22 protein-coding genes are annotated in these 25,700 nt (G+C 72.3%); 12 read left to right on the top strand and 10 right to left on the bottom strand.

What is annotated here, in order from left to right; all coding sequences use genetic code 11:
* The first annotated feature begins 65 nt into the window (after positions 1-65).
* The 3 genes from CP973_RS31290 to CP973_RS31280 are packed head-to-tail and all read left to right on the top strand — an operon-like array spanning position 66 to position 3,873.
* Positions 66-1,142 (top strand): thiamine ABC transporter substrate-binding protein, encoded by a 1,077-nt coding sequence (locus tag CP973_RS31290; protein ID WP_150247211.1) that lies wholly within the window; start codon positions 66-68, stop codon positions 1,140-1,142.
* Positions 1,143-1,198: 56 nt separating this feature from the next.
* A complete protein-coding gene (locus tag CP973_RS31285) occupies positions 1,199-2,812 on the top strand; it encodes an ABC transporter permease (protein ID WP_150247210.1) in 1,614 nt (537 codons plus the stop codon).
* Entirely contained in the window at positions 2,812-3,873 is a 1,062-nt protein-coding gene (locus tag CP973_RS31280; RefSeq protein WP_150247209.1) for an ABC transporter ATP-binding protein, read from the top strand. Before CP973_RS31285 ends, CP973_RS31280 begins: the two co-directional genes overlap by 1 nt.
* A gap of 49 nt (positions 3,874-3,922) precedes the next feature.
* On the opposite strand, the gene CP973_RS31275 is transcribed toward CP973_RS31280, so the two are convergent.
* The 6 genes from CP973_RS31275 to CP973_RS31250 form a co-directional block, all read right to left on the bottom strand.
* Positions 3,923-4,921, bottom strand: coding sequence for a DMT family protein (locus CP973_RS31275; protein ID WP_150247208.1), 999 nt, complete (start codon positions 4,919-4,921; stop codon positions 3,923-3,925).
* 119 nt (positions 4,922-5,040) lie between these two features.
* Complete coding sequence (locus tag CP973_RS31270) at positions 5,041-6,249, bottom strand: LOG family protein (protein WP_425282040.1); 1,209 nt, start codon at positions 6,247-6,249, stop codon at positions 5,041-5,043.
* A gap of 70 nt (positions 6,250-6,319) precedes the next feature.
* Positions 6,320-7,537 carry a hypothetical protein gene (locus CP973_RS31265; protein WP_150247207.1) on the bottom strand — a complete coding sequence of 406 codons (1,218 nt, stop codon included), beginning with the start codon at positions 7,535-7,537 and terminating at the stop codon, positions 6,320-6,322.
* On the bottom strand, positions 7,519-8,250 hold the full coding sequence (locus CP973_RS31260; protein WP_150247206.1) for an ABC transporter ATP-binding protein: 732 nt from the start codon (positions 8,248-8,250) through the stop codon (positions 7,519-7,521). The genes CP973_RS31265 and CP973_RS31260 overlap by 19 nt, the downstream gene beginning before the upstream one ends.
* Positions 8,251-8,693: 443 nt before the next feature.
* The gene (locus CP973_RS31255) at positions 8,694-10,055 is read right to left on the bottom strand and encodes an aspartate aminotransferase family protein (RefSeq protein ID WP_150247205.1); all 1,362 of its coding nucleotides are present in this window, start codon (positions 10,053-10,055) and stop codon (positions 8,694-8,696) included.
* 2 nt (positions 10,056-10,057) lie between these two features.
* Positions 10,058-10,531 (bottom strand): Lrp/AsnC family transcriptional regulator, encoded by a 474-nt coding sequence (locus tag CP973_RS31250; RefSeq protein ID WP_003980199.1) that lies wholly within the window; start codon positions 10,529-10,531, stop codon positions 10,058-10,060.
* A gap of 178 nt (positions 10,532-10,709) precedes the next feature.
* Here CP973_RS31250 and CP973_RS31245 point away from each other — a divergent pair, with 178 nt between their 5' ends.
* A complete protein-coding gene (locus CP973_RS31245; RefSeq protein ID WP_150247204.1) occupies positions 10,710-12,164 on the top strand; it encodes a gamma-aminobutyraldehyde dehydrogenase in 1,455 nt (484 codons plus the stop codon).
* 124 nt (positions 12,165-12,288) lie between these two features.
* The gene (locus tag CP973_RS31240) at positions 12,289-13,473 is read left to right on the top strand and encodes a polyamine ABC transporter substrate-binding protein (protein WP_150247203.1); all 1,185 of its coding nucleotides are present in this window, start codon (positions 12,289-12,291) and stop codon (positions 13,471-13,473) included.
* Between the two features lie 20 nt (positions 13,474-13,493).
* Here CP973_RS31240 and CP973_RS31235 read toward each other — a convergent pair whose 3' ends face one another.
* Positions 13,494-14,432, bottom strand: coding sequence for a hypothetical protein (locus CP973_RS31235; protein WP_150247202.1), 939 nt, complete (start codon positions 14,430-14,432; stop codon positions 13,494-13,496).
* Positions 14,433-14,651: 219 nt separating this feature from the next.
* Here CP973_RS31235 and CP973_RS31230 point away from each other — a divergent pair, with 219 nt between their 5' ends.
* On the top strand, positions 14,652-15,185 hold the full coding sequence (locus CP973_RS31230) for an HXXEE domain-containing protein (RefSeq protein WP_150247201.1): 534 nt from the start codon (positions 14,652-14,654) through the stop codon (positions 15,183-15,185).
* A gap of 21 nt (positions 15,186-15,206) precedes the next feature.
* Here the strand turns inward: CP973_RS31230 and CP973_RS31225 are convergent, their stop codons facing one another.
* Together CP973_RS31225 and CP973_RS31220 are read right to left on the bottom strand one after the other, a co-directional pair.
* Entirely contained in the window at positions 15,207-15,929 is a 723-nt protein-coding gene (locus CP973_RS31225; protein WP_244410285.1) for a glycerophosphodiester phosphodiesterase, read from the bottom strand.
* Positions 15,926-17,044, bottom strand: a complete 1,119-nt coding sequence (locus CP973_RS31220; RefSeq protein ID WP_425282039.1) for an adenosine deaminase — start codon at positions 17,042-17,044, stop codon at positions 15,926-15,928. The genes CP973_RS31225 and CP973_RS31220 overlap by 4 nt, the downstream gene beginning before the upstream one ends.
* Before the next feature lie 122 nt (positions 17,045-17,166).
* On the opposite strand from CP973_RS31220, the gene CP973_RS41495 reads away from it, so the two are divergent.
* On the top strand, positions 17,167-18,486 hold the full coding sequence (locus CP973_RS41495; protein ID WP_167538548.1) for a DUF4190 domain-containing protein: 1,320 nt from the start codon (positions 17,167-17,169) through the stop codon (positions 18,484-18,486).
* On the opposite strand, the gene CP973_RS31205 is transcribed toward CP973_RS41495, so the two are convergent.
* Positions 18,483-19,094 (bottom strand): NADAR family protein, encoded by a 612-nt coding sequence (locus tag CP973_RS31205; protein ID WP_150250540.1) that lies wholly within the window; start codon positions 19,092-19,094, stop codon positions 18,483-18,485. The genes CP973_RS41495 and CP973_RS31205 overlap by 4 nt on opposite strands.
* Positions 19,095-19,324: 230 nt before the next feature.
* Between CP973_RS31205 and CP973_RS31200 the strand changes: the two genes are divergently transcribed.
* The 5 genes from CP973_RS31200 to CP973_RS31180 all read left to right on the top strand — a co-directional run bounded on the left by CP973_RS31200 (position 19,325) and on the right by CP973_RS31180 (position 25,529).
* Entirely contained in the window at positions 19,325-20,842 is a 1,518-nt protein-coding gene (locus CP973_RS31200; RefSeq protein WP_150247199.1) for a gamma-aminobutyraldehyde dehydrogenase, read from the top strand.
* Positions 20,843-21,236: 394 nt separating this feature from the next.
* On the top strand, positions 21,237-22,385 hold the full coding sequence (locus tag CP973_RS31195) for an ABC transporter ATP-binding protein (RefSeq protein ID WP_150247198.1): 1,149 nt from the start codon (positions 21,237-21,239) through the stop codon (positions 22,383-22,385).
* Positions 22,382-23,314, top strand: coding sequence for an ABC transporter permease (locus CP973_RS31190; RefSeq protein ID WP_150247197.1), 933 nt, complete (start codon positions 22,382-22,384; stop codon positions 23,312-23,314). Before CP973_RS31195 ends, CP973_RS31190 begins: the two co-directional genes overlap by 4 nt.
* Positions 23,311-24,108, top strand: coding sequence for an ABC transporter permease (locus CP973_RS31185; protein ID WP_150247196.1), 798 nt, complete (start codon positions 23,311-23,313; stop codon positions 24,106-24,108). The genes CP973_RS31190 and CP973_RS31185 overlap by 4 nt, the downstream gene beginning before the upstream one ends.
* 5 nt (positions 24,109-24,113) lie before the next feature.
* Complete coding sequence (locus CP973_RS31180; RefSeq protein ID WP_425282038.1) at positions 24,114-25,529, top strand: NAD(P)/FAD-dependent oxidoreductase; 1,416 nt, start codon at positions 24,114-24,116, stop codon at positions 25,527-25,529.
* Positions 25,530-25,700: the final 171 nt, after the last annotated feature.

Below are 25,700 nucleotides of genomic sequence, written 5' to 3'. Positions count from 1 at the left end.
CCGGCCTTCCCCACGAAGCGCCGGGTGGGGCCGCGTCTCTTCCTGGCCAGCCAGGAGGAAAACCAGTGAGCACCACCAGAAGGGCCACCGTCACCGCGCTGGCCGTCGCGGCCGGCCTGACGGCGCTCGCCGCCTGCGGCTCGGGCGGCGGCGAAAGCGCGGACCCCAAGACGGTCACGCTCGTCAGCCACGACTCCTTCAACGCCTCCAAGTCCGTACTGGAGGAGTTCACCCGGCAGACCGGCTACAAGGTCAACGTGCTCAAGGGCGGTGACGCGGGCAAGGCCGTCAACCAGGCGATCCTGTCGAAGGCCAACCCCCAGGGCGATGTCTTCTTCGGCATCGACAACACGCTGCTGTCGCGGGGGCTGAAGGAAGGGATCTTCAGCCCGTACCAGGCCAAGGGGCTGGAGAGCGTCCCCGAGGAGCTTCAGCTCGACAAGGCGCAGCACCGGGTGACGCCCGTGGACTACGGCGACACCTGCGTCAACTACGACCGCGCCTACTTCACCGAGCACAAGATCGCGCCGCCGCGGACCTTCGACGACCTGCTCAAGCCCGAGTACAAGGGGCTGCTGGTCACCGAGAACTCCGCCACGTCGTCGCCCGGGCTGGCCTTCCAGCTCGGCACCATCGCCAGGTACGGCGAGTCCGGCTGGCAGGACTACTGGAAGAAGCTCAAGGCCAACGGCGTCGAGGTCGTGGACGGCTGGGAGCAGGCCTACAACGAGCGGTTCTCGGGCTCGGCGGCCGGCAAGGGCAAGGGTGACAAGCCGCTGGTGGTCTCCTACGCCTCCAGCCCGCCGGTCGAGGTGCTCGGCAAGAAGCCGGAGCCCGAGGAGGCGCCGACCGGCGTCGCGACCGGCACCTGCTTCCGGCAGACCGAGTTCGCCGGCCTGCTCAAGGGCGCCAAGAACGAGAAGGGCGGCAAGGCGCTGCTGGACTTCCTGCTGAGCAAGAAGTTCCAGGAGGACGTGCCGCTCCAGATGTTCGTCAATCCGGCGCGTACGGACGTCAAGGTGCCGGAGCTGTTCACCAAGTACGGCGAGAAGATCGACAAGCCGGGGACGGTGGCCCCGGAGAAGATCACCGAGAACCGCGAACGGTGGATCAAGCAGTGGTCCTCGCTCGTCCTGAAGTAACCGGCCGCAAGAGGCGGGCGCGCGTCTCACGGGGAACGGTCTCGCGGCCGGCCCTGATGGCCCTGCCGCTCGTCTTCTTCGCGCTCTTCTTCGCCTACCCCGTCGTCGCGATCGTGGGGCGGGGCCTGAAGGACGGCGGACAGTGGCAGCTGGGCCGGGCCGGTGAGGTGCTCTCCGACCCGGACGTGCTGCACGTCCTGTGGTTCACCGTCTGGCAGGCGGCGGCCTCGACCGGGCTCACGCTCCTGATCGCGCTCCCCGGCGCGTACGTCTTCGCGCGCTTCGAATTCCCCGGGAAGAAGCTGTTGCGGTCCGTCGTCGCGGTGCCGTTCGTCCTGCCGACGGTGGTCGTCGGTTCGGCGTTCCTCGCGCTGATCGGGCGTGGCGGGGTGCTGGACGATCTGTGGGGCGTACGGCTGGACACCTCCGTATGGGCGATCCTGCTGGCGCACGTGTTCTTCAACTACGCCGTGGTCGTACGGACCGTCGGCGGCCTCTGGAGCCAGCTCGACCCGCGGCAGGAGGAAGCGGCCCGGGTGCTGGGGGCGTCCCGCCGGCAGGCGTGGTTCCGGGTGACGCTGCCCGCCCTGGCACCGGCCGTGGCGGCGGCCGCGCTGATGGTCTTCCTCTTCACCTTCACCTCCTTCGGGGTGGTGCAGATCCTGGGCGGGCCGGGGTTCTCCACGCTCGAAGTGGAGATCTACCGGCAGACCGCCGACTTCCTGGACCTCCCCACGGCCGCCGTCCTCACGCTGCTGCAGTTCGCCGCCGTACTGGCCCTGCTGGCCCTGCACGCCTGGACCGTACGGCGGCGGGAAGCCACCCTCACGCTGGTCGACCCGGCGCGTACGGCCCGGCGGCCCCAGGGCGCGGGGCAGTGGGCGCTGCTGTGGGGCACGCTCGTCGTGATCACGCTGCTGCTGGTGGTGCCCCTGGCCGTACTGGTCGAGCGGTCGTTCGCCGGGCCGGACGGCTACGGGCTCACGTTCTACCGGGCGCTGGAGTCCGCCGCCTCCATGGACAGCACCTTCGCCGTCGCCCCGCTGAACGCCCTGCGGAACTCGCTCGCCTACGGGGCCGCTGCCACGCTGATCGCCCTGGTGGTGGGCGGGCTGGCCGCGGCCGCGCTGACGCGGCGGGGCGGCAGGCTGGTGCGGGGATTCGACGCGCTCCTGATGCTGCCCCTCGGAGTTTCGGCCGTGACCGTGGGCTTTGGCTTTCTGATCACTCTCGACGAGCCACCGCTCGATCTGCGGTCCTCGTGGTGGCTGGTGCCGCTGGCGCAGGCGCTGGTCGGGGTGCCCTTCGTCGTACGGACCATGCTGCCCGTGCTGCGCGCGGTGGACGAGCGGCTGCGGGAGGCCGCGGCGGTGCTCGGGGCGTCGCCGTGGCGGGTGTGGCGCGAGGTCGACCTGCCGCTGGTACGGCGGGCGCTGCTGATCGCCGCGGGTTTCGCCTTCGCCGTGTCGCTGGGCGAGTTCGGCGCGACGGTCTTCATCGCCCGGCCGGACAACCCGACCCTCCCGGTCGCCGTGGCACGGCTGCTGGGACGCGCCGGAGAACTGAACTACGGGCAGGCGATGGCCCTGTCGACGATCTTGATGGTGGTGTGTGCGGGCGCCCTGCTGGCACTGGAGCGCGTCCGCACCGATCAGGCCGGAGAATTTTGATGGCGGAACACGCTGACACGGCGTCGGACCGGACCCTGCTGCGCCTGGAGGACATCACCGTCCGCTTCCGGGACGGGCGCCCGCCGGCACTGGACGCGGTGGACCTGAGCGTCGCCGCACAGGAGATCGTCTGCGTGCTGGGGCCCAGCGGCAGCGGGAAATCCACCCTGCTGCGGGTCGTGGCGGGGCTCCAGGCCCCCGACGCGGGGCGGGTGTTCCTGGAAGGGCGCGACCAGGCGGAGGTGCCCACGCACCGGCGCGGCGTCGGGCTGATGTTCCAGGACCACCAGCTCTTCCCGCAGCGGGACGTCGGCGGCAACGTGGCCTTCGGCCTGCGCATGCACCGGGTGCCCCGCGCCGAGCAGGACCGTACGGTGACCGAACTCCTGGACCTCGTCGGCCTGCCGGGCGCCCAGCGGCGTGCCGTGGCGGCCCTCTCCGGCGGCGAACAGCAGCGCGTCGCGCTGGCCCGCGCCCTCGCGCCCCGCCCCCGGCTGCTGATGCTGGACGAGCCCCTCGGCCAGCTCGACCGCGGCCTGCGCGAGCGCCTGGTCGTGGAACTGCGGCGGGTGTTCGGCGAGGTGGGCACGACCGTGCTGGCCGTGACGCACGACCAGGGGGAGGCGTTCGCGCTGGCCGACCGGGTGGTGATCATGCAGGAGGGGCGCATCGCGCAGAGCGGCACACCGCTGGAGGTCTGGCAGCGCCCCGCCACCGAGTTCGTCGCCCGCTTCCTCGGCTTCGACAACGTGGTGACGGCGACCGTACGGGGCGAGGCGGCCGACACGCCGTGGGGCAAGATCCCCGTCCCGGAGGGAACGCCGGAGGGGGCGTGCCGCCTGCTCGTACGCCCGGCCGGCGTACGCATCACGACCGCCGCGGAAGGCCTGCCCTGCACCGTCACGGCCCGCACCTTCCGCGGCACCCATGTCACCCTCCTCCTCCAGCCCGCCGACGGCCCGCAGCTGGAGGCGGCCTGCGCGCTGCGGGACGCCCCGGAGGACGGGGAGACGGTGGGCGTCGCGTTCCTTGCCGGGGATGTCGTGGTTCTGGAGCGCTGAGGGGCGTCCCTACGAGGAGCGGCCCGGTGTCCGCCGGGCCGCTCCGGCGTCACCCTCCGGCGGCGGCCCTGTCCGGAGCCCGCGTGCCGTCCGGGGCCGTTGCCCCTGTCCCTGCCCCGGTCGCGCGTACGGGGTCCGCCGAGCCGTCACCCGACGCCGTATCCGGGGCTTCGGCACCGCCCTCCGGCTCGCCGAACCAGGCGACCGCGACGGCACCGGCCACCGCGACGACGAAGCCGAGTACGGCCATCCAGGCGAAGCCCGGTCGGGAGGAGTCGCCGAGCCACAGCACCCCGAGGATGCCGGGCACCACCGTTTCGCCCACCACCAGTGCCGCCGTGGCGCCGTTGACCGAACCGATCTGGAGGGCCACCGTGTGCAGGTACATGCCGCCGACGCCGGCGACGAGAATGGCGTAGAGCGCCGGGTCGGCCAGCAGCGTGGGCAGGTGGAACGGGTCGATGCCGTTCAGTACGCGGACGCCGACGCCGAGCGCGCCGAAGCCCAGGCCGGACAGCAGACCGGCGAGGATCGCGGCGCGGCTGCCGAGCAGCCGGACGACCAGCGTGCCGCCGCCGATCACCAGGACCGAGGCGGCCAGCAGCCACCAGTGGGTGGCCGTCGAGGCGTCACCGCCGCCCTCCGGCCCGGCGGCCGTGGCCAGCAGGACCAGCGCCGAGCAGACCACGCCGATGGAGACCCACTCGCGCGCGTTCAGCCGGATGCCGAGCAGTTTGATGCTGAGCACGGCGGTGATGACGAGGTTGGCGCTGATGACGGTCTGCGAGAGGAACAGCGGCAGCAGCCGGGCGGCCAGCGCGCCGAGCCCGAACCCTATGAAGTCCAGCACCGTGCCGACCATGAATTCCCAGGTCACGGCGGCCTTGGCGGTGGACGAGAGACTGGGGCCGCCATGCTGGGTGACGCCGGTCGTGGAGGCGGCGGCCGCTTCCCGACGCGCGGATTTGCGCGATCCCACCGCTTGCAGGACCGACCCCGTGCCGTAGCAGGCCGAAGCCGCTACCGCCGTCAGAAGACCGATGAGCACCAAGAACTCCGTTCGCGCACTGCCTGGATTTACCAGTTCATTACCTGGCTAGGCAGACGTGGATTCGGGGGCGGGAGTTGCCTCGGGCACGCAATCGGACGGGAATCCACCCCGGCCGGTCAGGAAACCGCCCCGTCCGGTCGGGAAGCCGGGTCGCGGCGAGGCCCGTCCATGAGGGCGGCGAGGGCTTCCGGCGCTTCTTCCACCGAGTCGACCAGCGCGATCCTCGCGGACATGGGGCGCCCGGCGGCGAGGGCCCGCAGCAGCGGCCAGGCGGGCAGCTTCTCGGTCCAGTGCGCGCGGTCGACGAGGACCATGGGGGTCGGCTCGCCCCGCGACCCGTAGTAGTTCGGGGTGGCGTTGTCGAAGATCTCCTGTACGGTCCCGGCCGCGCCGGGCAGGAAGACGACCCCGGCGTTGGAGCGCGCCAGGAGGCCGTCCTCGCGGACCGCGTTGACGAAGTACTTGGCGATGTGGGTCGCGAAGGCGTTGGGCGGCTCGTGGCCGTAGAACCAGGTGGGGATGCCGACCGAAGCGCCGCCGTCCGGCCGGCGTTCGCGTACCTCGAAGGCGGCCCGCGCCCAGTCGGTCACCGAGGGGGTGAAGTGCGGCACCTTGGCGAGGAGGGCCAGGCTCTCGTCGAGCATGGCGTCCTCGAAGGGGGCGGCGTACGCGCCGAGGTTGGCGGCCTCCATGGCGCCCGGACCGCCGCCCGTGGCCACCGTCAGGCCCGCGCGGGCGAGCCGCCGCCCGAGCCGGGCCGCGCCTTCGTACGCGTCGGACCCGCGTTCCAGCGCGTGCCCGCCCATGACCCCGACGACGCGGGCGCCGGCGAGGTGTTCGTCCAGCGCGTCGGAGATGGCGTCGTCGTGGATGCTGCGCAGCATCGAGGCGAAGACGTCGCCGTCCGACATGGTCCGCTGGTACCAGTCGTGGGCCAGGGCGTCGGGGGTGGCGGCGTAGCCGGCGGCGGTGGCGAGGGACGCGAAGAGTTCGCCGGGCGAGTAGAGGCGGCCGCGGTACGGATCGAAGGGCAGGTCCGGTATCGGCGGGAAGACCAGTGCGCCGCCTGCCCGGACGCGCGCGGCGGCCTGCGGTTCCATGCGGCAGCCGAGGAAGACGGCCTCGGCGACCGGCGTGCCGAGCAGCGCGGTGGTGCGGCCGGTCAGGTCGACCGACTGGACGCGGTATCCGGAGAGGCTGCCGGTCTCCAGGACGCGGTCGAAGGCGGCGAGCGTCTCGATCTCGCGGTCGCCGCGGTGGTGCGGTGAGCGCTCGATGGGGCGGTGGTGCGCGGGGGAGTCGGGGTTCGGCTGCACGGTCGTCATCGTAGGCGGGCGGTGTGACAAGTCCGGGCAGGGGCCGGACCGGTGGCCGGCGGGGGCGGTCGGGTGCGGCTCAGTGGAGCAGCGGAAGCGCGGCCAGCTCGGCGATGCCCCAGGTCAAGGGGGTGAGGACGACGAGGAGGGCCAGCACGCGCAGGACGGCGGCGCGGAAGAGGAGGGAGCGCGGCGTGCCGAGGCGGCGCAGTGCGGCGGTGGTGTGCGTACGGGCCCAGCGGGCTTCGAGGGCCGCCGTGAGGGCGCTGGCCGTGACACAGGCCAGGACGAGGGCCGCGCCCAGACCGGTGAGCGGGCCGAACGGGCGGGTGGGGGCCGCTTCGTACACCTTCACCGCCGCGTACGCGCCGGAGGCGACGGCGCAGAGTACGCCCAGGGGGCGGCCGATGCGCCGGGACTCCTCCTGGAGGACGCGGCCGGCGAGCAGGCGGACGGCCCCCGGGCGGCCGGCGGCCAGGAGGCGGCCGGACAGCCGCGCCAGGCCGGGCCCGGCCAGGACGAGGCCGAGGGTGGACAGCGCCCAGCCCGCCAGGACGCCCGGCGGACTGCCGATGAGGCGTCCGGGCAACGGCAGGAGTGTGTCGGCGTCGGCGGGGCCGCGGCTGACGTAGGTCTCCAGGGCGAGTCCGGCCGCCGTCAGCGCGACGCCCCAGGGGAGCCCGGCGGGCACGGCGGAGGCGGTGCCGCCGGCGGCCGTGGCGGACAGGGGCTCGCCGGCCCCGGCGCCGGTGGCCGGGCCCGTACGCCGTGCGCCGCCACGGGCGTTCACCCGCGGGCGCAGGACGACGGCGGTGGCGGTGGCCGCCGTCACCGGGACGACGGCGAGGAGCATCAGCGCGCCGGCGAGCGGAAGGGGGCCGCCCGCGCCGAGGAGCCGGGTGGCGGAGTCGGAGGCGGTGACGCCGCCGAGGTCGCCGCGCACCACGAGGAAGGCGAGCAGCGCGACGAAGCTGCCCAGGACGCACGACACGGCCGTGGAGGCGGCGGCGATCACCGTCAGCCGTACGGGGCCCAACCCGGCGGCCGCCATGCCCCGATGGGGGCGGGACGCGGGATCCGTACGGGCCGCGGACACGGCGAGCTGGATGGTGGCCGCGACCGGGACGGCGCACCACAAAAGGCGTGCGAACGAGTCGGCGGCCGTCTCCGGGTGGGCCGCGGCGTGGCCGAGCGCGGCCAGCAGGAGGAAGCCGGTGCCGCCGGACGCGGCGGCGACCAGCAGGCGGCGCAGCAGGACGAGGGGGTGGGCCCCGCGGGCTAGACGGAGAGCGAGCACTCTGCCCTGCTTTCCTTGTCGGGGGCGGGGGCCTTGGCGCCGACGCGGCGGCCGTCGAGGAGTGCCACGGTACGGTCCGCGAGGGTGCCGGCCTCGGGCTCGTGGGTCGCGAGGACGACCGTGATCTCGTGCGAGCGGGCGGCCGTGGTGATGGTGCGCAGGACCTGCGCGGCGTCCGCGCGGTGCAGGGGCGCGGTGGGCTCGTCGGCGAACAGCACCCGCGGCGCGCCGGCCAGGGCGCGGGCGACGGCGACGCGCTGGCGCTGCGACTGGTCGAGGCGGCCGGGGCGTTGGCGGGCGCACATCCCCACGTCCAGACGCTCCAGCCACTCGCAGGCGGTCTGCTTGGCGGCGCGGTGGCCGGTCCCGCGCAGGAGCAGCGGGAGGGCGGCGTTCTCCCAGGCGGTCAGCTCGGGGACGAGGTGCGGTTCGGTGTCCACCCAGCCGAAGCGTTCCAGGCGCAGCCGTTCCCGGCCGGCCGGTGAGAGCGTGTGCACCGGTGAACTGTTGAACCAGATTTCGCCGCTGTCCGGCGCAAGTTGGCCGGAAAGGCACCGCAGGAGGGTCGTCTTGCCGCAGCCGCGGGGCCCGGTGACGGCGAGGATCTCGCCCTCGCGGACACTGACGGAGACCCCCGTCAGCACGCGGGTGCCGGCGTATGTGTGGTGCAGGCCGCGCGCCCAGAGAACGTCGTTGTCAGGTGGGGCCACCATCTGCGCACCTCATGCTCGTCGCGTCCGATCGTTCCCCCGACCGGGTGAACGACCATGGAGGGTATCGGTCACTGGCACGGTAAGGAGTGGCGACCCTCGGTATTCGGCGCTCGGCGCGCACCACGGCCCAGGTTCACTCAAATGGAGGCTTATATGAAGAATCTGGGCGGAGGGGTGAGAGAGGCGGGCTGAAGGGGGGAGGGCGGGGCCGGCAGGCGTCCGGGGCCCGCGCGCTGCGGGGCGGACCGCGCCCACCCGGCAGGCGCGCAGGTCCGTACGGTCACGGACCTGCTCACCCCACGGGCGGGCGCGCGAGCCGGCAGCGCGGCTCGCGTGGACGGCGGGCGTACGGGCTCGCCCGGCGCACGCCGGGGCCGCGAGCCGAGCGGTCCGGGGGAAGCCGGCCCCGGACGCCCCGTCATCTCAAGGAGTGCGCCCCGGCTTCACAGCTTCTCCCAGGCCTCCTTCAGCGTCCCCCGCAGAATCTGCTCGATTTCGTCGAAGACCGGCTGGTCGGCGATGAGCGGCGGGGCGAGCTGGATGACCGGGTCGCCGCGGTCGTCGGCGCGGCAGTACAGGCCGTTCTCGAAGAGGGCCTTGGAGAGGAAGCCGTACAGGACGCGCTCGGTCTCCTCCTCGTCGAAGGACTCCTTGGTGGTCTTGTCCTTGACGAGTTCGATGCCGTAGAAGAAGCCGTTTCCGCGGACGTCGCCGACGATCGGCAGGTCGTGGAGCTTCTTCAGGGTGGAGAAGAACGCGTCCTCCTTGTCCAGCACGTGCTGGTTGAGGTTCTCGCGCTCGAAGATGTCGAGGTTGGCGCAGGCGACGGCGGCGGAGACCGGGTGGCCGCCGAAGGTGTAGCCGTGCAGGAAGGTGTTGTCGCCCTTGTAGAACGGCTCGGCCAGCCGGTCGGAGATGACGCAGGCGCCGATGGGGGAGTAGCCGGAGGTCATGCCCTTGGCGCAGGTGATCATGTCCGGTACGTAGTCGAACTTGTCGCAGGCGAACATCGTGCCCAGGCGGCCGAAGGCGCAGATGACCTCGTCGGAGACGAGCAGCACGTCGTGGCGGTCGCAGATCTCGCGGACGCGCTGGAAGTAGCCGGGCGGGGGCGGGAAGCAGCCGCCCGCGTTCTGCACCGGCTCCAGGAAGACGGCGGCGACGGTGTCCGGGCCCTCGAAGAGGATCTGCTGCTCGATCTGGTCGGCGGCCCAGCGGCCGAACGCCTCCGGGTCGTCACCGAAGAGCGGCGCCCGGTAGATGTTGGTGTTGGGGACCTTGTGGGCGCCCGGGACCAGCGGCTCGAACGGGGCCTTCAGGCCGGGGAGACCGGTGATGGACAGCGCGCCCTGCGGTGTGCCGTGGTAGGCCACCGCACGCGATATCACCTTGTGCTTGGTGGGCTTGCCGGTGAGCTTGAAGTACTGCTTCGCCAGCTTCCACGCGGTCTCGACGGCCTCGCCGCCGCCGGTGGTGAAGAAGACCTTGTTCAGGTCGCCCGGCGCATGGTGCGCCAGCCGCTCGGCGAGCTCCACGGCCTTGGGGTGGGCGTAGGACCAGATGGGGAAGAACGCCAGGTCCTGGGCCTGCTTGAGCGCGGTCTCGGCGAGTTCGGCGCGGCCGTGCCCGGCCTGCACGACGAACAGGCCGGCCAGGCCGTCGATGTAGCGCCTGCCCTTGTCGTCGTAGATGTTCGTGCCCTCGCCGCGCACGATCGTCGGCACGGGGGCGTTCTCGTACGACGACATGCGGGTGAAGTGCATCCACAGGTGGTCGTAGGCCGTCTTCGAGAGGTCAGCGGTCATGGCTATCTGGTTCCCCAGGTGTAGGTCTGCTTGCGGAGCTTGAGATAGACGAAGCTCTCCGTGGTCCGGACGCCGGGCAGCGTGCGGATGCGCTTGTTGATCATTTCCAGCAGGTGGTCGTCGTCCTCGCAGACGATCTCGATGAGGAGATCGAAGGAGCCCGCGGTCATGACGACGTACTCGACCTCCTCCATGGCCGTCAGGGCGTCGGCCACCGGGTCGAGGTCGCCCTCGACGTTGATCCCGACCATCGCCTGCCGCCGGAAGCCGACCGTGAGGGGGTCGGTGACCGCGACGATCTGCATCACGCCTTGGTCGAGCAGTTTCTGTACGCGTTGCCGCACCGCCGCCTCGGACAGGCCCACGGCCTTGCCGATCGCGGCGTACGGACGGCGGCCGTCCTCCTGGAGCTGCTCGATGATCGCCAGGGAGACGGAGTCGATCGACTGGGTGCCGTTTCTGTCACGAGTGGCCACAGCCCTCACTGTGCACGAGCCTCGTCAGTCCCGCAACCCCGATTCAATGAAATCAGTTGTGCTGAGAAGTCGACGCCACTGATTTCGTCGTTCATCCGTTGTGGGTATGTCGAAAACGTTGCCTTCCTGGCTAGGGTGGGCATCTCAACCAATGGACACCTGACAGGAGGGGTCGCTCGTGACCACCGAACTGCGTCGGCTGCGCAACTACATCGACGGGGAGTTCCGGGACGCCGCCGACGGGCGGACCACGGAGGTGGTCAACCCGGCCACGGGTGAGGCGTATGCCACCGCTCCGCTGTCCGCCGCCGCGGACGTGGACGCGGCGATGGCCGCCGCCGAGGCCGCGTTCCCCGCCTGGCGCGACCTGGTGCCGGCCGAGCGCCAGAAGGTCCTGCTCAAGATCGCCGACCGCTTCGAGGAGCGGGCCGAGGAGCTGATCGCCGCCGAGTCGGAGAACTGCGGCAAGCCGATCGCGCTGGTGCGCTCGGAGGAGATCCCGCCGATGGTGGACCAGATCCGCTTCTTCGCGGGGGCCGCCCGGATGCTGGAGGGCCGCGCCGCGGGCGAGTACATGGACGGCTTCACGTCCATCATCCGCCGCGAGCCGGTCGGCGTCTGCGCGCAGGTCGCGCCGTGGAACTACCCGATGATGATGGCGGTGTGGAAGTTCGCCCCGGCGCTGGCCGCGGGCAACACCGTCGTCCTCAAGCCCTCCGACACCACCCCCGCCTCGACCGTGCTGATCGCCGAGATCATCGGCGGTGTGCTGGACGAGCTGGGCCACAGCCGCGGCGTGTTCAACGTCATCTGCGGCGACCGCGACACCGGCCGCCTGATGGTCGAGCACCCGACCCCGGCGATGGCCTCGATCACCGGCTCGGTGCGGGCCGGCATGCAGGTCGCCGAGTCCGCCGCCAAGGACCTCAAGCGGGTCCACCTGGAGCTGGGCGGCAAGGCCCCGGTCGTGGTCTTCGAGGACACCGACATCGCCAAGGCCGTCGAGGACATCTCCGTCGCGGGCTACTTCAACGCCGGCCAGGACTGTACGGCCGCGACCCGGGTGCTGGTCCACGAGTCCATCCACGACGAGTTCGTCACCGCGCTCGCCAAGGCCGCCGCCGACACCAAGACCGGCCCGGTCGACGACGAGGACGTGCTCTACGGCCCGCTGAACAACGCCAACCAGCTCGCCCAGGTCAAGCGCTTCATCGACGGCCTGCCCGCGCACGCCAAGATCGAGGCGGGCGGCCACCAGGTCGGCGAGAAGGGCTACTTCTACGCGCCCACCGTCGTCTCCGGCCTCAAGCAGGACGACGAGATCGTCCAGAAGGAGGTCTTCGGGCCGGTCATCACCGTCCAGTCCTTCCGGGACGAGGACCAGGCCGTCGAGTGGTCCAACGGCGTGGAGTACGCGCTGGCGTCCTCGGTGTGGACCAAGGACCACGCCCGGGCCATGCGGATGTCCAAGAAGCTGGACTTCGGGTGCGTGTGGATCAACACCCACATCCCGCTGGTCGCCGAGATGCCGCACGGCGGGTTCAAGAAGTCCGGCTACGGCAAGGACCTGTCGGGCTACGGCTTCGAGGACTACACGCGCGTCAAGCACGTGATGACGTCGCTGGACGGCTGAGCCCACCCGGGCGGCGGGGCCCGCGCGGCGCCCCGCCGCCCGGCACACCGTCGTGGGCGGCGGCCCGGCGGCCGACGTTCTGCCGGGTTGCCGTCGCCGCCCCCGGCACGTGAGAGTGCACGCCATGCCTGAACTTTCGCGGCGTTCGCTGCTACGGAGCACGGTCGGTACGGGAGCGGCCGGGGCCCTGACCCTGCTGGCGGCCGGATGCGGGGTGCCCGCCGCGTACGTCGCCCCCGCCGACCGCGCCGCCCCCGACCGCTCGGCCCGGGACCGGCGCCTGACCTTCGCCAACTGGCCGCTCTACATCGACGTGGACGAGCGGGACCAGCGGCGGCGGCCGACGCTGGAGGCGTTCGAGAAGCACACCGGCATCTCGGTGACGTACACCGAGGAGATCAACGACAACGACGAGTTCTTCGGCAAGATCAGTCCGGCGCTGATGAACCACCAGCCCACCGGCCGCGACCTGATCGTCATCAGCGACTGGATGTGCGGCCGCTACGTACGCCTCGGCTGGGTGCAGGAGATGGACCGGGCCCGGCAGCCGAACGTCGCGCGCCACCTCGATCCGCTGCTGCGCGACCCGCACTTCGACCCGGGGCGCAGGCACTCCGTGCCGTGGCAGTCCGGCATCACCGGCATCGCGTACAACCGCAGGAAGCTCGGCCGGGAGATCCAGCACACCGCCGACCTGTGGAAGGACGATCTGCGCGGACGGGTGACGCTGCTGTCCGGGATGGACGAGTCCTTCGCGATGCTCATGCAGGGCGACGGTGTGGACATCGCGCGTTGGAAAGAGGACGACTTCTACCGGATGACGGACCGGATCCGCCGTCTGGTCGCCAAGAAGCACATCCGGCGCTTCACCGGCAACGACTACATCAAGGACCTGGCCTCGGGCGATGTGCTCGCGGCCCAGGCGTATTCGGGCGATGTCATCCAGCTCAAGGAGGACAACCCGGACATCGAGTTCGTGGTGCCGCAGGAAGGCGCCGAACTGTGGGCGGAGAGCCTGATGATCCCCGACCGCGCCGAGCACAAGCGCAACGCGGAACGGCTGGTCGACTTCTACTACCAGCCGGAGATCGCCGCCGAACTGGCCGTCTGGGTCAACTACGTCTGCCCCGTACCGGCCGCGCGCGACGTCCTCGCCTCCTCCAAGGACGAGGAGCGCGCCGCGCTGGCCGAGGACCCGCTGGTCTTCCCCGACGACGCCCTGCGCAAGCGCCTGGCCACCGCCCGCGACATCACCTCCAAGGAACGCCCGGCGTTCGCCAAGGAGTGGAACGGGATCGTGGGGCTGTGAGGCGGGGGCCGGCGCGCGGTTCAGCTCCGCGTGACGGCTTGCTCCAAGGCCGTACGCAGCCTCCCGTACGTAGGAGCCAGCCGCCGCAGGCCGGCTTCCAGGGCGCCGTCGTCCTCCGAGACGACAGGGTGTTGCAGGCCGCCGACGATGCGGGACTGCTCGGCCAGCAGGGCGGCCGGGACATCGAGGCCCAGTGAGGCGAGGCAGGCCGCCGCGTCGTTGAGGCGGCGGGCGCCGACGCGGACGGCGAAGACGCGCAGCAGTTCGCGGGTTTCCGGCGGCAGGCCCTCGGCCACGCGGTCCGCCAGCGCTTCGGCGGCGGCCGTGCCGCCGAGCGATCCGGGCGGCATCGGCAGGTCGTCACGACCGGCCAGCCACCGTACGGCGTCGGGCAGCGACCGCCGCAGGGCCTCGGCCGGGTCGGCTGCCCGCTCCTGTACGAAGGCGGAGCGCATCACGTACGGCACGTCCGTGTACGTGACCGACTCCGCGCGCCAGGCGGCGGCGAAGGCCGGGGCGGGCAGTGTCGCGTACGGGTGTCCGTGCGGGTCGTGGAGGAGGACGGTGCCGTCCTCGACCGACAGCACGACCACGTAGTGGTCGGCGCCGGTCGGGGTGCCGGAGCCGGGCTGGTACAGCAGCAGGCCCATGTCCACCGGGCCGGCCAGGGCCGGGCCTTCCGCACAGGCGGCACCGAGCCGGGCCAGCGCTTGGTCCTGGGTGCCGCCTGCGCTGCGTACACAGCGCAGGCCGAGCGCCGGCACGGCGGCGTCCATGCCGGCTTCCGGGTCCCAGCCGTACGGGTCGAACCACGGCAGGGTGCCGCCGACGAGCTGCATGCCGAAGGGCGAGCCGGTGAGGGTCTCGATGACGGCGGGGGACGGGGCGGCGTCCGGGCCGAGCACCATGGCCAGGGAGTGGCTGTAGCAGTACGGGCCGGAGCCGGTGTAGGCGAGCATGGGTCTCCTCGTGTGCGGGGCGGGCGGCGTCTGCCGGGCAGTGCTCACCAGTGCACGGTCTGACACGGTGACAAGGTCAAGCGGCGACGGTAAGTGCCCGGATGTGAGCGGCCGTTGGGCCACGCCGGACCAGTGACCGGGACGGGTGCCCGGACCCGTTGCCCGGAACCGTTGCCCCCCTCGCGGGCGGCCTCCGCGGCCGTGCCAGACTCACCGCTCATGTCGCAGAACACGCAGGACCTGAGCCCCGCCGTCACGTTCGGACTGCTCGCCGCCTGGGCGTTGCACGACGCGGAGGAGGTGGCCTTCGGGCCGCGCTGGATCCGGGACCGTCTGCCGGAGCTGCGGAAACGGTTCCCTGGCGCGCCCGAACGGCTCTGGCGGGCGCTGGAGGGCGTCGACCAGCGGGAGTTCACGGTCGCCGTGGGCGCCATGGCGGTGATCGTGGCCGCCGCCGCGGCACGCGGACACCGCACCGGCGGCCGCTCGGCCTTCTTCCAGGGGGCGGTGGACGGGTTCGGGCTGCACGGCCTGGTGCACCTCGCGCAGGCCGCCGCCGTACGCGGCTACACCCCCGGCTCGGCCACCTCACCGGTCATCGTCGTCCCGTACGCGCTGTGGGCGCGCGGCCGGCTGCGGCGCGCGGGGCGGCTCCGCCCGACGGACGCGCGGGGCGTGGCGGGCGGGCTGGCTGCCGCCGGGGCGGCCACCGTGCTGTCGCACTTCGTGGCGCGGCGGCTGGTACGGAGCTGAGGCGCGCGGGGCCGGTACGCCTCAGAGCGCCGCGCGGACGGCGGCCACCCGGTTGGTCGTGACGGCGTCGACGCCCGCGCGCTTGAGGCGGCGCGCGGTGCGGGGCAGGTCGGCGGTCCACGCCGCGAACAAGTACCCGCCCGCGTGGGCCCGTTCGACGAGCTCCGGGGTCACCAGGCCGAAGTGGTAGTTGAGCCAACGCGGGCGGACGCGGGCCAGCAGTTCGGGGCGCGGCGGGGCCGTACGGCACCAGGAGAGAGCGATCTCCGCGGCCGGGTCGGCGGCGCGGACGGCGAGCATGGACAGCCCGCCGCCGCAGTAGTACGCACGGTCCTCGGCGCCGGATTCGCGGACCTCGGCGACGGCGGCCGACGCGGCCGCGGGGTCGGGCAGGTCGACCAGGGCGCGCGCGGACGGGTACTTGGCCGTGAGCGCGAGGGCCTCGCGCAGGGTCGGAACGCCGTCCGCGGTGAGTCCGGCGACCTGGCCGTACGTGAGTGCGGCCAGCGGGCGGTCGTGGCCCCACAGCCGCTCCAGGGCGGCGTCGTGCAGCAGGACCGGGACGCGGTCGGCGGTCAGCCGTACGTCGATCTCGACCGCGTCGGCGCCCGCTTCGAGCGCGGCGCGCAGGGAGGCGAGGGTGTTCTCGCGCGCCTCGTACGGGGCGCCCCGGTGCCCGATGACCGCCACCCGGCCCCGCGCGGGCACCGGCGCCCAAGCCGTCGCGCGCCGCGCGGCCCTCACCGCGGCCACGCCGCCGTGTAGCCGTCGATCTCGGCGGTCAGCGCGGCCTTCGCGGCGGTGTCCATGAAGGACGCCTCGACGGCGTTCTTGGCCAGGGCGGCGACCCCGGCCGCGTCGAGGTCCAGCAGGCGCGCGGCGACGCCGTACTCCAGGCACAGGTCCGTGCCGAACATCGGCGGGTCGTCACTGTTGATCGTCACCAGGACACCCGCGTCGACCATCTCCTTCAGCGGGTGCTCGTCGAGGGTGCGCACGGCGCGGGTGGCGATGTTCGAGGTCGGGCAGACCTCCAGCGGAATGCGGTGCTCGGCGAGGTGGGCCAGCAGCTTCGGGTCCTGGACGGAGCTGGTGCCGTGGCCGATCCGCTCGGCACGCAGCTCGGTCAGCGCGTCCCAGACGGTCTGCGGTCCCGTGGTCTCCCCGGCGTGCGGGACGGAGTGCAGGCCGGCCGCGATGGCACGGTCGAAGTACGGCTTGAACTGCGGGCGCGGCACGCCGATCTCCGGGCCGCCGAGCCCGAAGGAGACCAGGCCCTCCGGGCGCAGGTCGCAGGCGATCCGCGCGGTCTCCTCGGCGGCCTCCAGCCCGGCCTCACCGGGAATGTCGAAGCACCAGCGCAGCACCACGCCCAGCTCGGACTCCGCGGCCTTGCGCGCGTCCTCGATGGCCTCGACGAAGGCCGTATCCGGGATGCCGCGGCGGGTGGAGCTGTACGGGGTGACGGTCAGCTCGGCGTAACGGATGTTCTGCCGCGCCATGTCCCGGGCGATCTCGTACGTCAGCAGCCGGACGTCCGTGGCGTCGCGGATGAGGTCCACCACGGAGAGATAGACCTGGATGAAGTGGGCGAAGTCCCGGAAGGTGAAGTAGTCGGTGAGCGCCTCCGGGTCGGTGGGCACCGCGGAGTCCGGGTGGCGGGCGGCCAGCTCGGCGACGATGCGCGGAGACGCCGATCCGATGTGGTGGACGTGCAGCTCGGCCTTGGGCAGTCCGGCGATGAAGGCGTCGAGATCGGACAACGGTTCCTCCTGGTCGAGGGAGCGAGCTGGGGCGTGCCACGGACGGAAGTCATCGTAGGCGGGCAGCGTCGTACGGATCGGGGCAGGTCTTAGCATGGGCGTAAGTGAAACGTGGGGGGAATGTGGGGGTGTCGATGTCCGGCAGTCAGCAGCCCGAACCGCGCGATCCATGGGCTCCGCCGGAGCAGCGGAAGGCGCCGGGCGCGGCTGGGACGGGCATGCCGGAACCCATCTCCGCTGCGGCCGGTACGGGTGTGCCGGAGCCGACGGCGACCAAGTCGGCCGTGGCGAAGGCGGGTGTGTCGGAACCCACCGTCGATGCGGGGACCGTGGCGCAGCCCGAACCGCGCGATCCATGGGCTCCGCCGGAGCAGCGGAAGGCGCCGGGCGTGGCTGGGACGGGCATCCCGGAGGCGGGGCCGGCCAAGTCGGTCACGCCGCAGTCGGTTACGCCGGAGGCGGCCGTCCCGGAGCCGGCCGTCCCGGAGCCGGCCGTCCCGGAGCCGGCCGTCCCGGAGCCGGCCGTCCCGGAGCCGGCCGTGCCGGAGCCGGCCGCCCCAACCGTGGACACGCCCGCGCCCACCACGCCCGCGCCCACCACCCCCGTGGCCGGAACCCCCGCGGACTCCCCCGGAGGTCGGTACGACGTGCCTCCGCCGCCGCCCGCGCCGGCCACCGCAGGGGCGTATGCGCCGCCCGGCTCCGGTGTGCCGCCGATATCCGGCGCCGGGATGGACGGGCCGCGGGCTGACAGCCGGAACGGCACCGGCGGGCAGCCGGGTGACGACGGCGGTCTCCCCTCGGGCGCCGCGCCCCGCCCCCACGGCATGCCCGTGTCTCCGTACGGCAGCCCCGGCTCCGGTGGATGGGGTGGCGCCCCGTACCCGGGCGGCGGTCCGGGGCAGCAGTTGCCGCCCGGCTACCAGCCCTACTGGGTGCCGCTCGCGCTGAACAACGGGTTCGGCACCGCCGCTCTCGTCCTCGGGATCGTGGGCACGGTTCTCTTCTTCACCGTGGCTTTCGGATTCCTCCTCGGTCTGCTCGCGATCATCTTCGGCGCCATCGGGCGGAGCAAGGCCGACCGGGGCGAGGCGGACAACGGCGGGAGCGCGCTGGCCGGGCTGATCATGGGCGGTGTGGCGATGCTGCTGAGCGTGCTCATGGTCTGTTTCGTGGTGGTGTCGAACGCGCCCTATATGGACGACGACCCGTGGGACCCCGGCTACTCCGACGGTTCGGGCACCGACGGTTCGGGCCCCGGCGGCTTCGACTCCGACGACGGCCCGGACATGGACGGTCCGGACATGGACGGTCCCGATGCGGACGGTCCCGACGCGGACGACCCGGATACGTACGAAGCCGCGGCCGCAGCCGCACCCGGCCCCCGTGCGTACGAATCCGCAGCCGCACCCGGCCCCCGTGCGCACGAAGCCGCGCCCGCGTACGCCGCCTCGCCCGGACCGGCCGCCGTCCCGAACCTGCGGAACCTTCCGGCGGACCGGTCCAGTGCCCAGCTCGTCCTCCTCGCCCGGTTCTAGGCGCCCGCCCCCAGCCGCTGCCGGGCCTCCATCAGGGCGAAGCCGAGCAGGTTCAGACCGCGCCAGCGCGCCGGGTCCTGTGCGCGTTCGTCGTCGGCGGCCAGTCCGATGCCCCATATGCGGTCCAGCGGGCTGGCTTCGACCAGGACGCGGGAGCCCGTCCCGAGGAGATACGCGCGCAGGGCGTCGTCCTGGCCGAACTTGTGCACATTGCCCTCGACGACGTACGCGAAGCGGTGCCGCTCCCACAGCGCGCCGTCGAAGCCGCGCACCGAGCGGCCCGCGTCCTTGGCCTGCTTCGGATGCCCGGCGGCCAGCGCCCGCCGCTCCGCCTCCGCGTCCCCGAACAACCGGGCCTTGCAGGCCATCATCCAGTGCTCGGCGGTGGCGTAGCGCACGCCGTCGACCGTGAACGGCGACGGCCACCACTGGCTGAAGCAGCTCGCGCCCAGCTCGCCGTCGCGGCGGGGCGTGTGGCCCCAGAAATACACGTACTTGTACCGCTCACCGGCGGCCGTCCGCGCGGTCAGCTCCTCGGCCGACCGCGGCCCGTCCGCCGTCGGTGCGGCCGTCGCCGTGTCCGCCGCGCCGCTTCCCGGCTCGTTCATCCCCGTGCCCCCCGTGCTGTCGTGCATCATGCCGGGATTCTGTCAGCGGGCACTGACAACGTGTCGGGGTGCCGTACGACGGAAATCGCAGAATCCGTCGCGTAATCAAAAGGCAACAACGGAATCCCTTGTTGGGGTCCTGCTCCTCTGTCAAGATCAGCCATCGATTCCGGAAAGAGCTACGCCTGGGGTGCCGCGGAGCGGCCCGGCGTCCGGCGGAGGAGAGCACCATGATCCAGCGATTCGACGTGCGGGACCGATTCGCCGAGGGCGCGCAGTACCTCGCCGGCGGCCTCCGGGACGGCAGCTCCGGCCGCACCCAGTACGTGGTCGATCCGGCCACCGGCGAGCAGGTGTACGGCTACCGGCTGGCCTCCACGGCGGACGTGGACGCGGCGGTCGAGGCCGCCGGGCGCGCCTTCCCCGAGTGGGCCGGGGCGACCCCGGGCGAGCGCTCCGACGCCCTGCACCGGTTCGCCACCGTCCTCGGCGAACGGGCCGGGGAACTGGCCTACGCCGAGTCGCTCCAGTGCGGCAAGCCGGTCAAGCTCAGCGAGGGGTTCGACGTACCGGGGTCGGTCGACAACGCGGCCTTCTTCGCGGGGGCCGCCCGGCATCTGGAGGGCAGGTCGGCGGGGGAGTACAGCCCCGGCCACACCTCGGTGATCCGCCGGGAGCCCATCGGCGTCGTCGGCTCCATCGCGCCCTGGAACTACCCGCTCCAGATGGCCGCCTGGAAGGTGCTGCCGGCCATCGCGGCAGGCAACACGGTCGTGCTGAAGCCCGCCGAGATCACGCCGCTGACCTCGGTGATGTTCGCCCAGGCGGCGACCGAGGCGGGCATCCCCGACGGCGTGCTCAACATCGTCTCGGGCGCGGGCCGGGAGGCGGGTGAGCACCTGGTCGCCCACCCCGGCGTCGCCATGACCTCCTTCACCGGCTCGACGGCGGTCGGCAAGCGGGTCGCCGAGATCGCCACCAGCACCGTCAAGCGGCTGCACCTGGAACTCGGCGGCAAGGCCCCCTTCGTGGTCTTCGACGACGCCGACCTGGAAGCCGCGGTGCACGGCGCGGTGGCCGGCGCCCTGATCAACACCGGGCAGGACTGCACCGCCGCCACCCGCGCCTATGTGCAGCGCCCGCTGTACGACGCGTTCGTCAGCGGTGTCGCCGACCTCATGGCGACCGTGCGGCTCGGCGACCCGTTCGACCCGGACACCGACCTCGGCCCGCTGATCTCGTACACCCAGCGCGACCGGGTCGCCGGGTTCGTCGACCGGGCCCGGTCGTACGCCACCGTCGTCACCGGCGGCGCGGCCCCGCAGGGCGAATGCGCCAAGGGCGCGTACTACCTGCCCACGCTGATCACCGACGCCGCGCAGGACAGCGAGGCGGTGCAGAGCGAGATCTTCGGGCCGGTGCTGGCCGTGCTGCCCTTCGACAGCGACGACGAGGGGATCGCGCTGGCCAACGACACGCCGTACGGCCTGGCGGCCTCCGCGTGGAGCCGGGACGTCTACCGCACCGGCCGCGCCACCCGCGAGATCAAGGCGGGCTGTGTCTGGGTCAACGACCACATCCCGATCCTCAGCGAGATGCCGCACGGCGGATACAAGGCCAGTGGCTTCGGCAAGGACATGTCCGCCTATTCCTTCGAGGAGTACACGCAGGTCAAGCACGTCATGTACGACAACACCGGCATTGCCAGGAAGGACTGGCACCGGACCGTCTTCGGGGACCGCGCCTGAGAGCGGGGCGGCAGCCGCCGCACATGGCCGCACCGGCCGACCACCGGGCTCATCCTGGAAGGGCACCGCGCATGGAGGACACCCGGCAGCCCGTGAGCCGGTCCGCGCCCGAGCCGGAGCCCGGCGGTCCCGGCCCGGATCGCGGCGTACGTCACCCATGGGGGCCCGGTCGCCGGCGTACGCGAGGAACCGGCGGAGACCGGCCGGTACCTGGCGGACCACCCGCTGCTCCGCCCGGACCGGGAGTCCGCCGCCCGGTCACCTTCCTTCCGCGCCCGAACAGCGCGGCGAGCGAGGAATCCGCCCGGGAAATTCGCCTGACCCACGGGTGCCTGAGACCGTTGCACCCGGCCGCGCACCGGCCCCGCCCGCCTTCCGACCCACGGGACCACCCATGACACAGACCTCCGGTGGCGACGTCCGCCTCTCCGGAATCAGCAAGACCTACGGCTCCTTCACCGCCGTCCACCCGCTCGGCCTGACCATCCCGGCGGGCTCCTTCTTCGCGCTGCTGGGCGCCTCCGGCTGCGGCAAGACCACCACCCTGCGCATGATCGCGGGGCTGGAGGACCCGTCCACCGGGACCGTCGAGCTGGACGGCCGGGACGTCACCGCCCTGCCGCCGTACAAGCGCCCGGTCAACACCGTCTTCCAGAACTACGCGCTCTTCCCGCACCTGGACATCTACGAGAACATCGCGTTCGGTCTGCGCCGCCGCGGCATCAAATCCGTGAAGAAACAGGTCGAGGAGATGCTCGACCTGGTCGAACTCGGGCCGATGGCGCGCCGTAAACCCCAGCAGCTCTCCGGCGGCCAGCAGCAGCGCGTCGCGGTCGCCCGCGCGCTGATCAACCATCCGCGGGTGCTTCTCCTGGACGAGCCGCTCGGCGCCCTCGACCTCAAGCTGCGCCGCCAGATGCAGCTCGAACTCAAGCGCATCCAGACCGAGGTCGGCATCACCTTCGTGCACGTCACCCACGACCAGGAGGAGGCCCTGACGATGGCCGACACGGTCGCGGTGATGAACGGCGGCCGGGTCGAGCAGCTCGGCGCGCCCGCCGACCTGTACGAGAACCCGGCCACCACCTTCGTCGCCAACTTCCTGGGCACCTCCAACCTCATCGAGGCCGAGGTGGTGGCGGCCGGCGGCGACGACCTGCTGCTGACCGCCGGGGAGACCAAGCTGCGGATGCCCGCCGGGCGATGCCGTGCCACGGCCCGCACCGGCGGCAAGGTCCTGGCGGGCGTACGGCCCGAGAAGATCAGCCTCACCCACGCCGACGACGCGGGCGGCATCGCCGAGGGCCGCAACCGGCTGCCGGGACGCGTCCGGGACGCCGGCTTCCTCGGCGTCAGCACGCAGTACGTCATCGAGTCCCCGGGCGCCGGACGCCTCGCCGTCTACGAGCAGAACGTCGAGCGCGACCCCCGCCTGGTGCCCGGCGCCGACGTGATTCTCCACTGGAACCCCGCGCACACCTTCGGCCTGGACGCCTCCCAGGACATCGGGGCCGGGGCGGACACCGGCGAGGAGGCGGCGTGACGACGACCACCGAAGCACCGCCACCCGCGGCCCCCGAGGACGCGCCGGAGGTCCGCGGGCGCGCGACGCGCAAGCGCCTCGTGCCGTACTGGCTGCTGCTCCCCGGCATCCTCTGGCTGGTCGTCTTCTTCGCCGCGCCGCTGGTCTACCAGGCGTCGACGTCCGTGCAGACCGGCTCCCTCGAAGAGGGCTTCGAGGTCACCTGGCACTTCGCCACCTACTGGGACGCGCTGGGGGAGTACTGGCCGCAGTTCCTGCGCTCGGTCGGCTACGCGGCCACCGCGACGGTGCTCTGCCTGGTGCTGGGCTACCCGCTGGCGTACCTCATCGCCTTCAAGGCGGGCCGCTGGCGCAATGTCGTGATGATCCTGGTCATCGCCCCGTTCTTCACCAGCTTCCTGATCCGCACCCTGGCCTGGAAGACGATCCTGGCGGACGGCGGCCCGGTGGTCGGCGTACTGAACTCGCTGCACGTCCTGGACGTGACGAGCTGGCTGGGGCTGACCGAGGGACAGCGGCTGCTGGCCACGCCGCTGGCGGTGGTGTGCGGGCTGACGTACAACTTCCTGCCGTTCATGGTGCTGCCGCTGTACACCTCGCTGGAGCGCATCGACCCGCGGCTGCACGAGGCCGCCGGCGACCTGTACGCCCGGCCGGCCACCACCTTCCGCCGGGTGACGTTCCCCCTGTCCATGCCGGGCGTGGTGGCCGGCACGCTGCTGACCTTCATCCCGGCCGCCGGTGACTACATCAACGCCGAACTGCTCGGCTCCACCGACCAGAAGATGATCGGCAACGTGATCCAGTCGCAGTTCCTGCGCGTCCTGGACTACCCGACGGCCGCCGCGCTCTCCTTCATCCTCATGGCGGCCATCCTCGCCATGGTCACCCTCTACATCCGCAAGTCCGGGACGGAGGACCTGGTGTGAGGGCCGTGCTCCGGTGGCTGCGCCGCCACCTCGTCGTGCTCGCGGGCCTGGCCACGCTCGGGTACCTGCTGCTGCCCAACCTCGTCGTGCTGGTCTTCTCGTTCAACAAGCCCAACGGGCGCTTCAACTACGCGTGGCAGCGCTTCTCCACGGACGCCTGGACCGACCCGTGCGGCGTCGCCGACCTGTGCGGCTCGCTGGGCCTGAGCCTGCGGATCGCCGTCTGGTCGACGCTCGGCGCGACCGTCCTCGGCACCATGATCGCCTTCGCGCTGGCCCGCTACCGCTTCCGCGCCCGGCCCGCCGTCAACACCCTGATCTTCCTGCCGATGGCGATGCCCGAGGTGGTGATGGCCGCCTCGCTGGCCACCCTGTTCCTCAACATGGGCATCCGGTTCGGCTTCTGGACGATCCTGATCGCGCACGTGATGTTCTGTCTGAGCTTTGTCGTCACGGCGGTCAAGGCCCGGGTGATGAGCATGGACCCGCGCCTGGAACAGGCGGCGCAGGACCTCTACGCGTCGCCCGCGCAGACGTTCCTGCGCGTCACCCTGCCGATCGCCGCGCCCGGCATCGCGGCCGGCGCGCTGCTCTCCTTCGCGCTGTCCTTCGACGACTTCATCATCACGAACTTCAACGCCGGCTCGACTGTGACGTTCCCCATGTTCGTCTGGGGATCGGCACAGCGTGGCACACCCGTTCAGATCAATGTCATCGGAACGGCGATGTTCCTGATCGCCGTGCTCTGCGTCCTGGGGGCACAGCTGCTCTCCGGACGCCGGAAGAGGAGCTGAGAACCATGGCACGAGCTGCCATGACCACCCCCGTCCACGCCCTCGCGGACGCCGCACCGACCTCCTTCTGGCTGGACGACCCGGACCGTCCGGCCGCCCTCCCCGCCCTCGTCGGTGACGAGCACACCGACCTGCTCGTCGTCGGCGGCGGCTACTCGGGCCTGTGGACCGCCCTGCTCGCCAAGGAACGCGACCCCGCGCGCGACGTCGTCCTCGTCGAGGGCCAGGAGGTCGGCTGGGCCGCCTCCGGCCGCAACGGCGGCTTCTGCGCCGCCTCCCTGACCCACGGCCTCGGCAACGGACTGGACCGCTGGCCGGGCGAGGTGGGGAAACTCGAAGAACTGGGCGCCCGCAACCTCGACGCCATCGAGGACGCCGTCGCCCGCTACGGCATCGACTGCGCCTTCGAACGCACCGGCGAGATCGACGTCGCCACCGAACCCCACCAGGTCGCCGAGCTGAAGGAGGGCGCCGAGCAGGCCGAACGGCTGGGCCTGACCGGCATCGAGTTCCTCGACCGCGAGGCGCTGCGCGCCGAGGTCGACTCGCCGACCTTCCTGGCCGGCCTCTGGAACCGTACGGGCGTCGCCATGCTCAACCCCGCGCGGCTGGCCTGGGGGCTGAAGAAGGCGTGCCTGGACCTCGGTGTACGGATCTACGAGCACACCCCCGCCACCGCCCTGGCCGCCGACGGCCTCGGCATGGCGGCCCGCACGCCGTACGGCCGGGTCTTCGCCCGCCGGGTCGCGCTGGGCACCAACGTCTTCCCGTCCCTGGTGCGCCGCGTGCGCCCGTACGTCGTCCCGGTCTACGACCACGCGCTGATGACGGAGCCGCTCTCCGACGAACAGCGTGCCGCCATCGGCTGGCGGGGCCGCCAGGGCCTGTCCGACAGCAACCACCACTTCCACTACTTCCGGCTGACCGCCGACCACCGCATCCTGTGGGGCGGCTACGACGCCGTCTACCGCTTCGGCGCCTCGGTCCGCGCCGAGTACGACCACCGCCCGGCCACGTACGAGAAGCTGGCCCGGCACTTCTTCCAGTGCTTCCCGCAGCTGGCGGGCCTGCGCTTCACCCACGCCTGGGGCGGTGCCATCGACACCTGCTCGCGCTTCTCGGCCTTCTTCGGCACCGCGCACGCCGGGCGGGTCGCCTACGCGGCCGGCTACACGGGCCTGGGCGTGGGTGCCACCCGCTTCGGCGCGGAGGTCATGCTCGACTTCCTCGCGGGCGAGCGCACCGAGCGCACCGAGCTGGAGATGGTCCGCACGAAGCCGCTGCCGTTCCCGCCGGAGCCGCTGCGCTGGGCCGGGATCGGCCTCACGCAGTGGTCCATGACCAGGGCCGACATCCACGGCGGCCGCCGCAACCTGTGGCTGCGGGCGATGGACAGGGCCGGGCTCGGCTTCGACAGCTGACGACGGGCCGTACGGCGCGCGCCCGTGCTCCTCGGGCGCGCCCACCGCCCAAAGCTCCCGTACGCACCACTCCACGCCCCCCACCGCTTCCGTCCACCGCGAAAAACCCCGGCAAACCCGTGTAAGGATGCCGCCGCCGCGGTCTCTCACCGGGCGGACAGCGGTCCGAGC

The organism is Streptomyces albofaciens JCM 4342 (assembly GCF_008634025.1).
Lineage (GTDB): Bacteria > Actinomycetota > Actinomycetes > Streptomycetales > Streptomycetaceae > Streptomyces > Streptomyces albofaciens.
Note: the sequence above shows the minus strand (reverse complement) of the source record. Positions and strands in the feature narration are given on the sequence as shown.

What these genes read in the sequence shown, in the direction of transcription:
- CP973_RS31285 (WP_150247210.1), top strand. Translation starts at nt 1,199, where the DNA reads ATGGCCCTGCCGCTCGTCTTCTTCGCGCTCTTCTTCGCCTACCCCGTC.
- CP973_RS31280 (WP_150247209.1), top strand. Translation starts at nt 2,812, where the DNA reads ATGGCGGAACACGCTGACACGGCGTCGGACCGGACCCTGCTGCGCCTG.
- CP973_RS31270 (WP_425282040.1), bottom strand. Translation starts at nt 6,249, where the DNA reads ATGACGACCGTGCAGCCGAACCCCGACTCCCCCGCGCACCACCGCCCC.
- CP973_RS31260 (WP_150247206.1), bottom strand. Translation starts at nt 8,250, where the DNA reads ATGGTGGCCCCACCTGACAACGACGTTCTCTGGGCGCGCGGCCTGCAC.
- CP973_RS31255 (WP_150247205.1), bottom strand. Translation starts at nt 10,055, where the DNA reads ATGACCGCTGACCTCTCGAAGACGGCCTACGACCACCTGTGGATGCAC.
- CP973_RS31240 (WP_150247203.1), top strand. Translation starts at nt 12,289, where the DNA reads ATGCCTGAACTTTCGCGGCGTTCGCTGCTACGGAGCACGGTCGGTACG.
- CP973_RS31235 (WP_150247202.1), bottom strand. Translation starts at nt 14,432, where the DNA reads ATGCTCGCCTACACCGGCTCCGGCCCGTACTGCTACAGCCACTCCCTG.
- CP973_RS31230 (WP_150247201.1), top strand. Translation starts at nt 14,652, where the DNA reads ATGTCGCAGAACACGCAGGACCTGAGCCCCGCCGTCACGTTCGGACTG.
- CP973_RS31220 (WP_425282039.1), bottom strand. Translation starts at nt 17,044, where the DNA reads ATGCTAAGACCTGCCCCGATCCGTACGACGCTGCCCGCCTACGATGAC.
- CP973_RS41495 (WP_167538548.1), top strand. Translation starts at nt 17,167, where the DNA reads ATGCCGGAACCCATCTCCGCTGCGGCCGGTACGGGTGTGCCGGAGCCG.
- CP973_RS31205 (WP_150250540.1), bottom strand. Translation starts at nt 19,094, where the DNA reads ATGAACGAGCCGGGAAGCGGCGCGGCGGACACGGCGACGGCCGCACCG.
- CP973_RS31200 (WP_150247199.1), top strand. Translation starts at nt 19,325, where the DNA reads ATGATCCAGCGATTCGACGTGCGGGACCGATTCGCCGAGGGCGCGCAG.
- CP973_RS31195 (WP_150247198.1), top strand. Translation starts at nt 21,237, where the DNA reads ATGACACAGACCTCCGGTGGCGACGTCCGCCTCTCCGGAATCAGCAAG.
- CP973_RS31180 (WP_425282038.1), top strand. Translation starts at nt 24,114, where the DNA reads ATGGCACGAGCTGCCATGACCACCCCCGTCCACGCCCTCGCGGACGCC.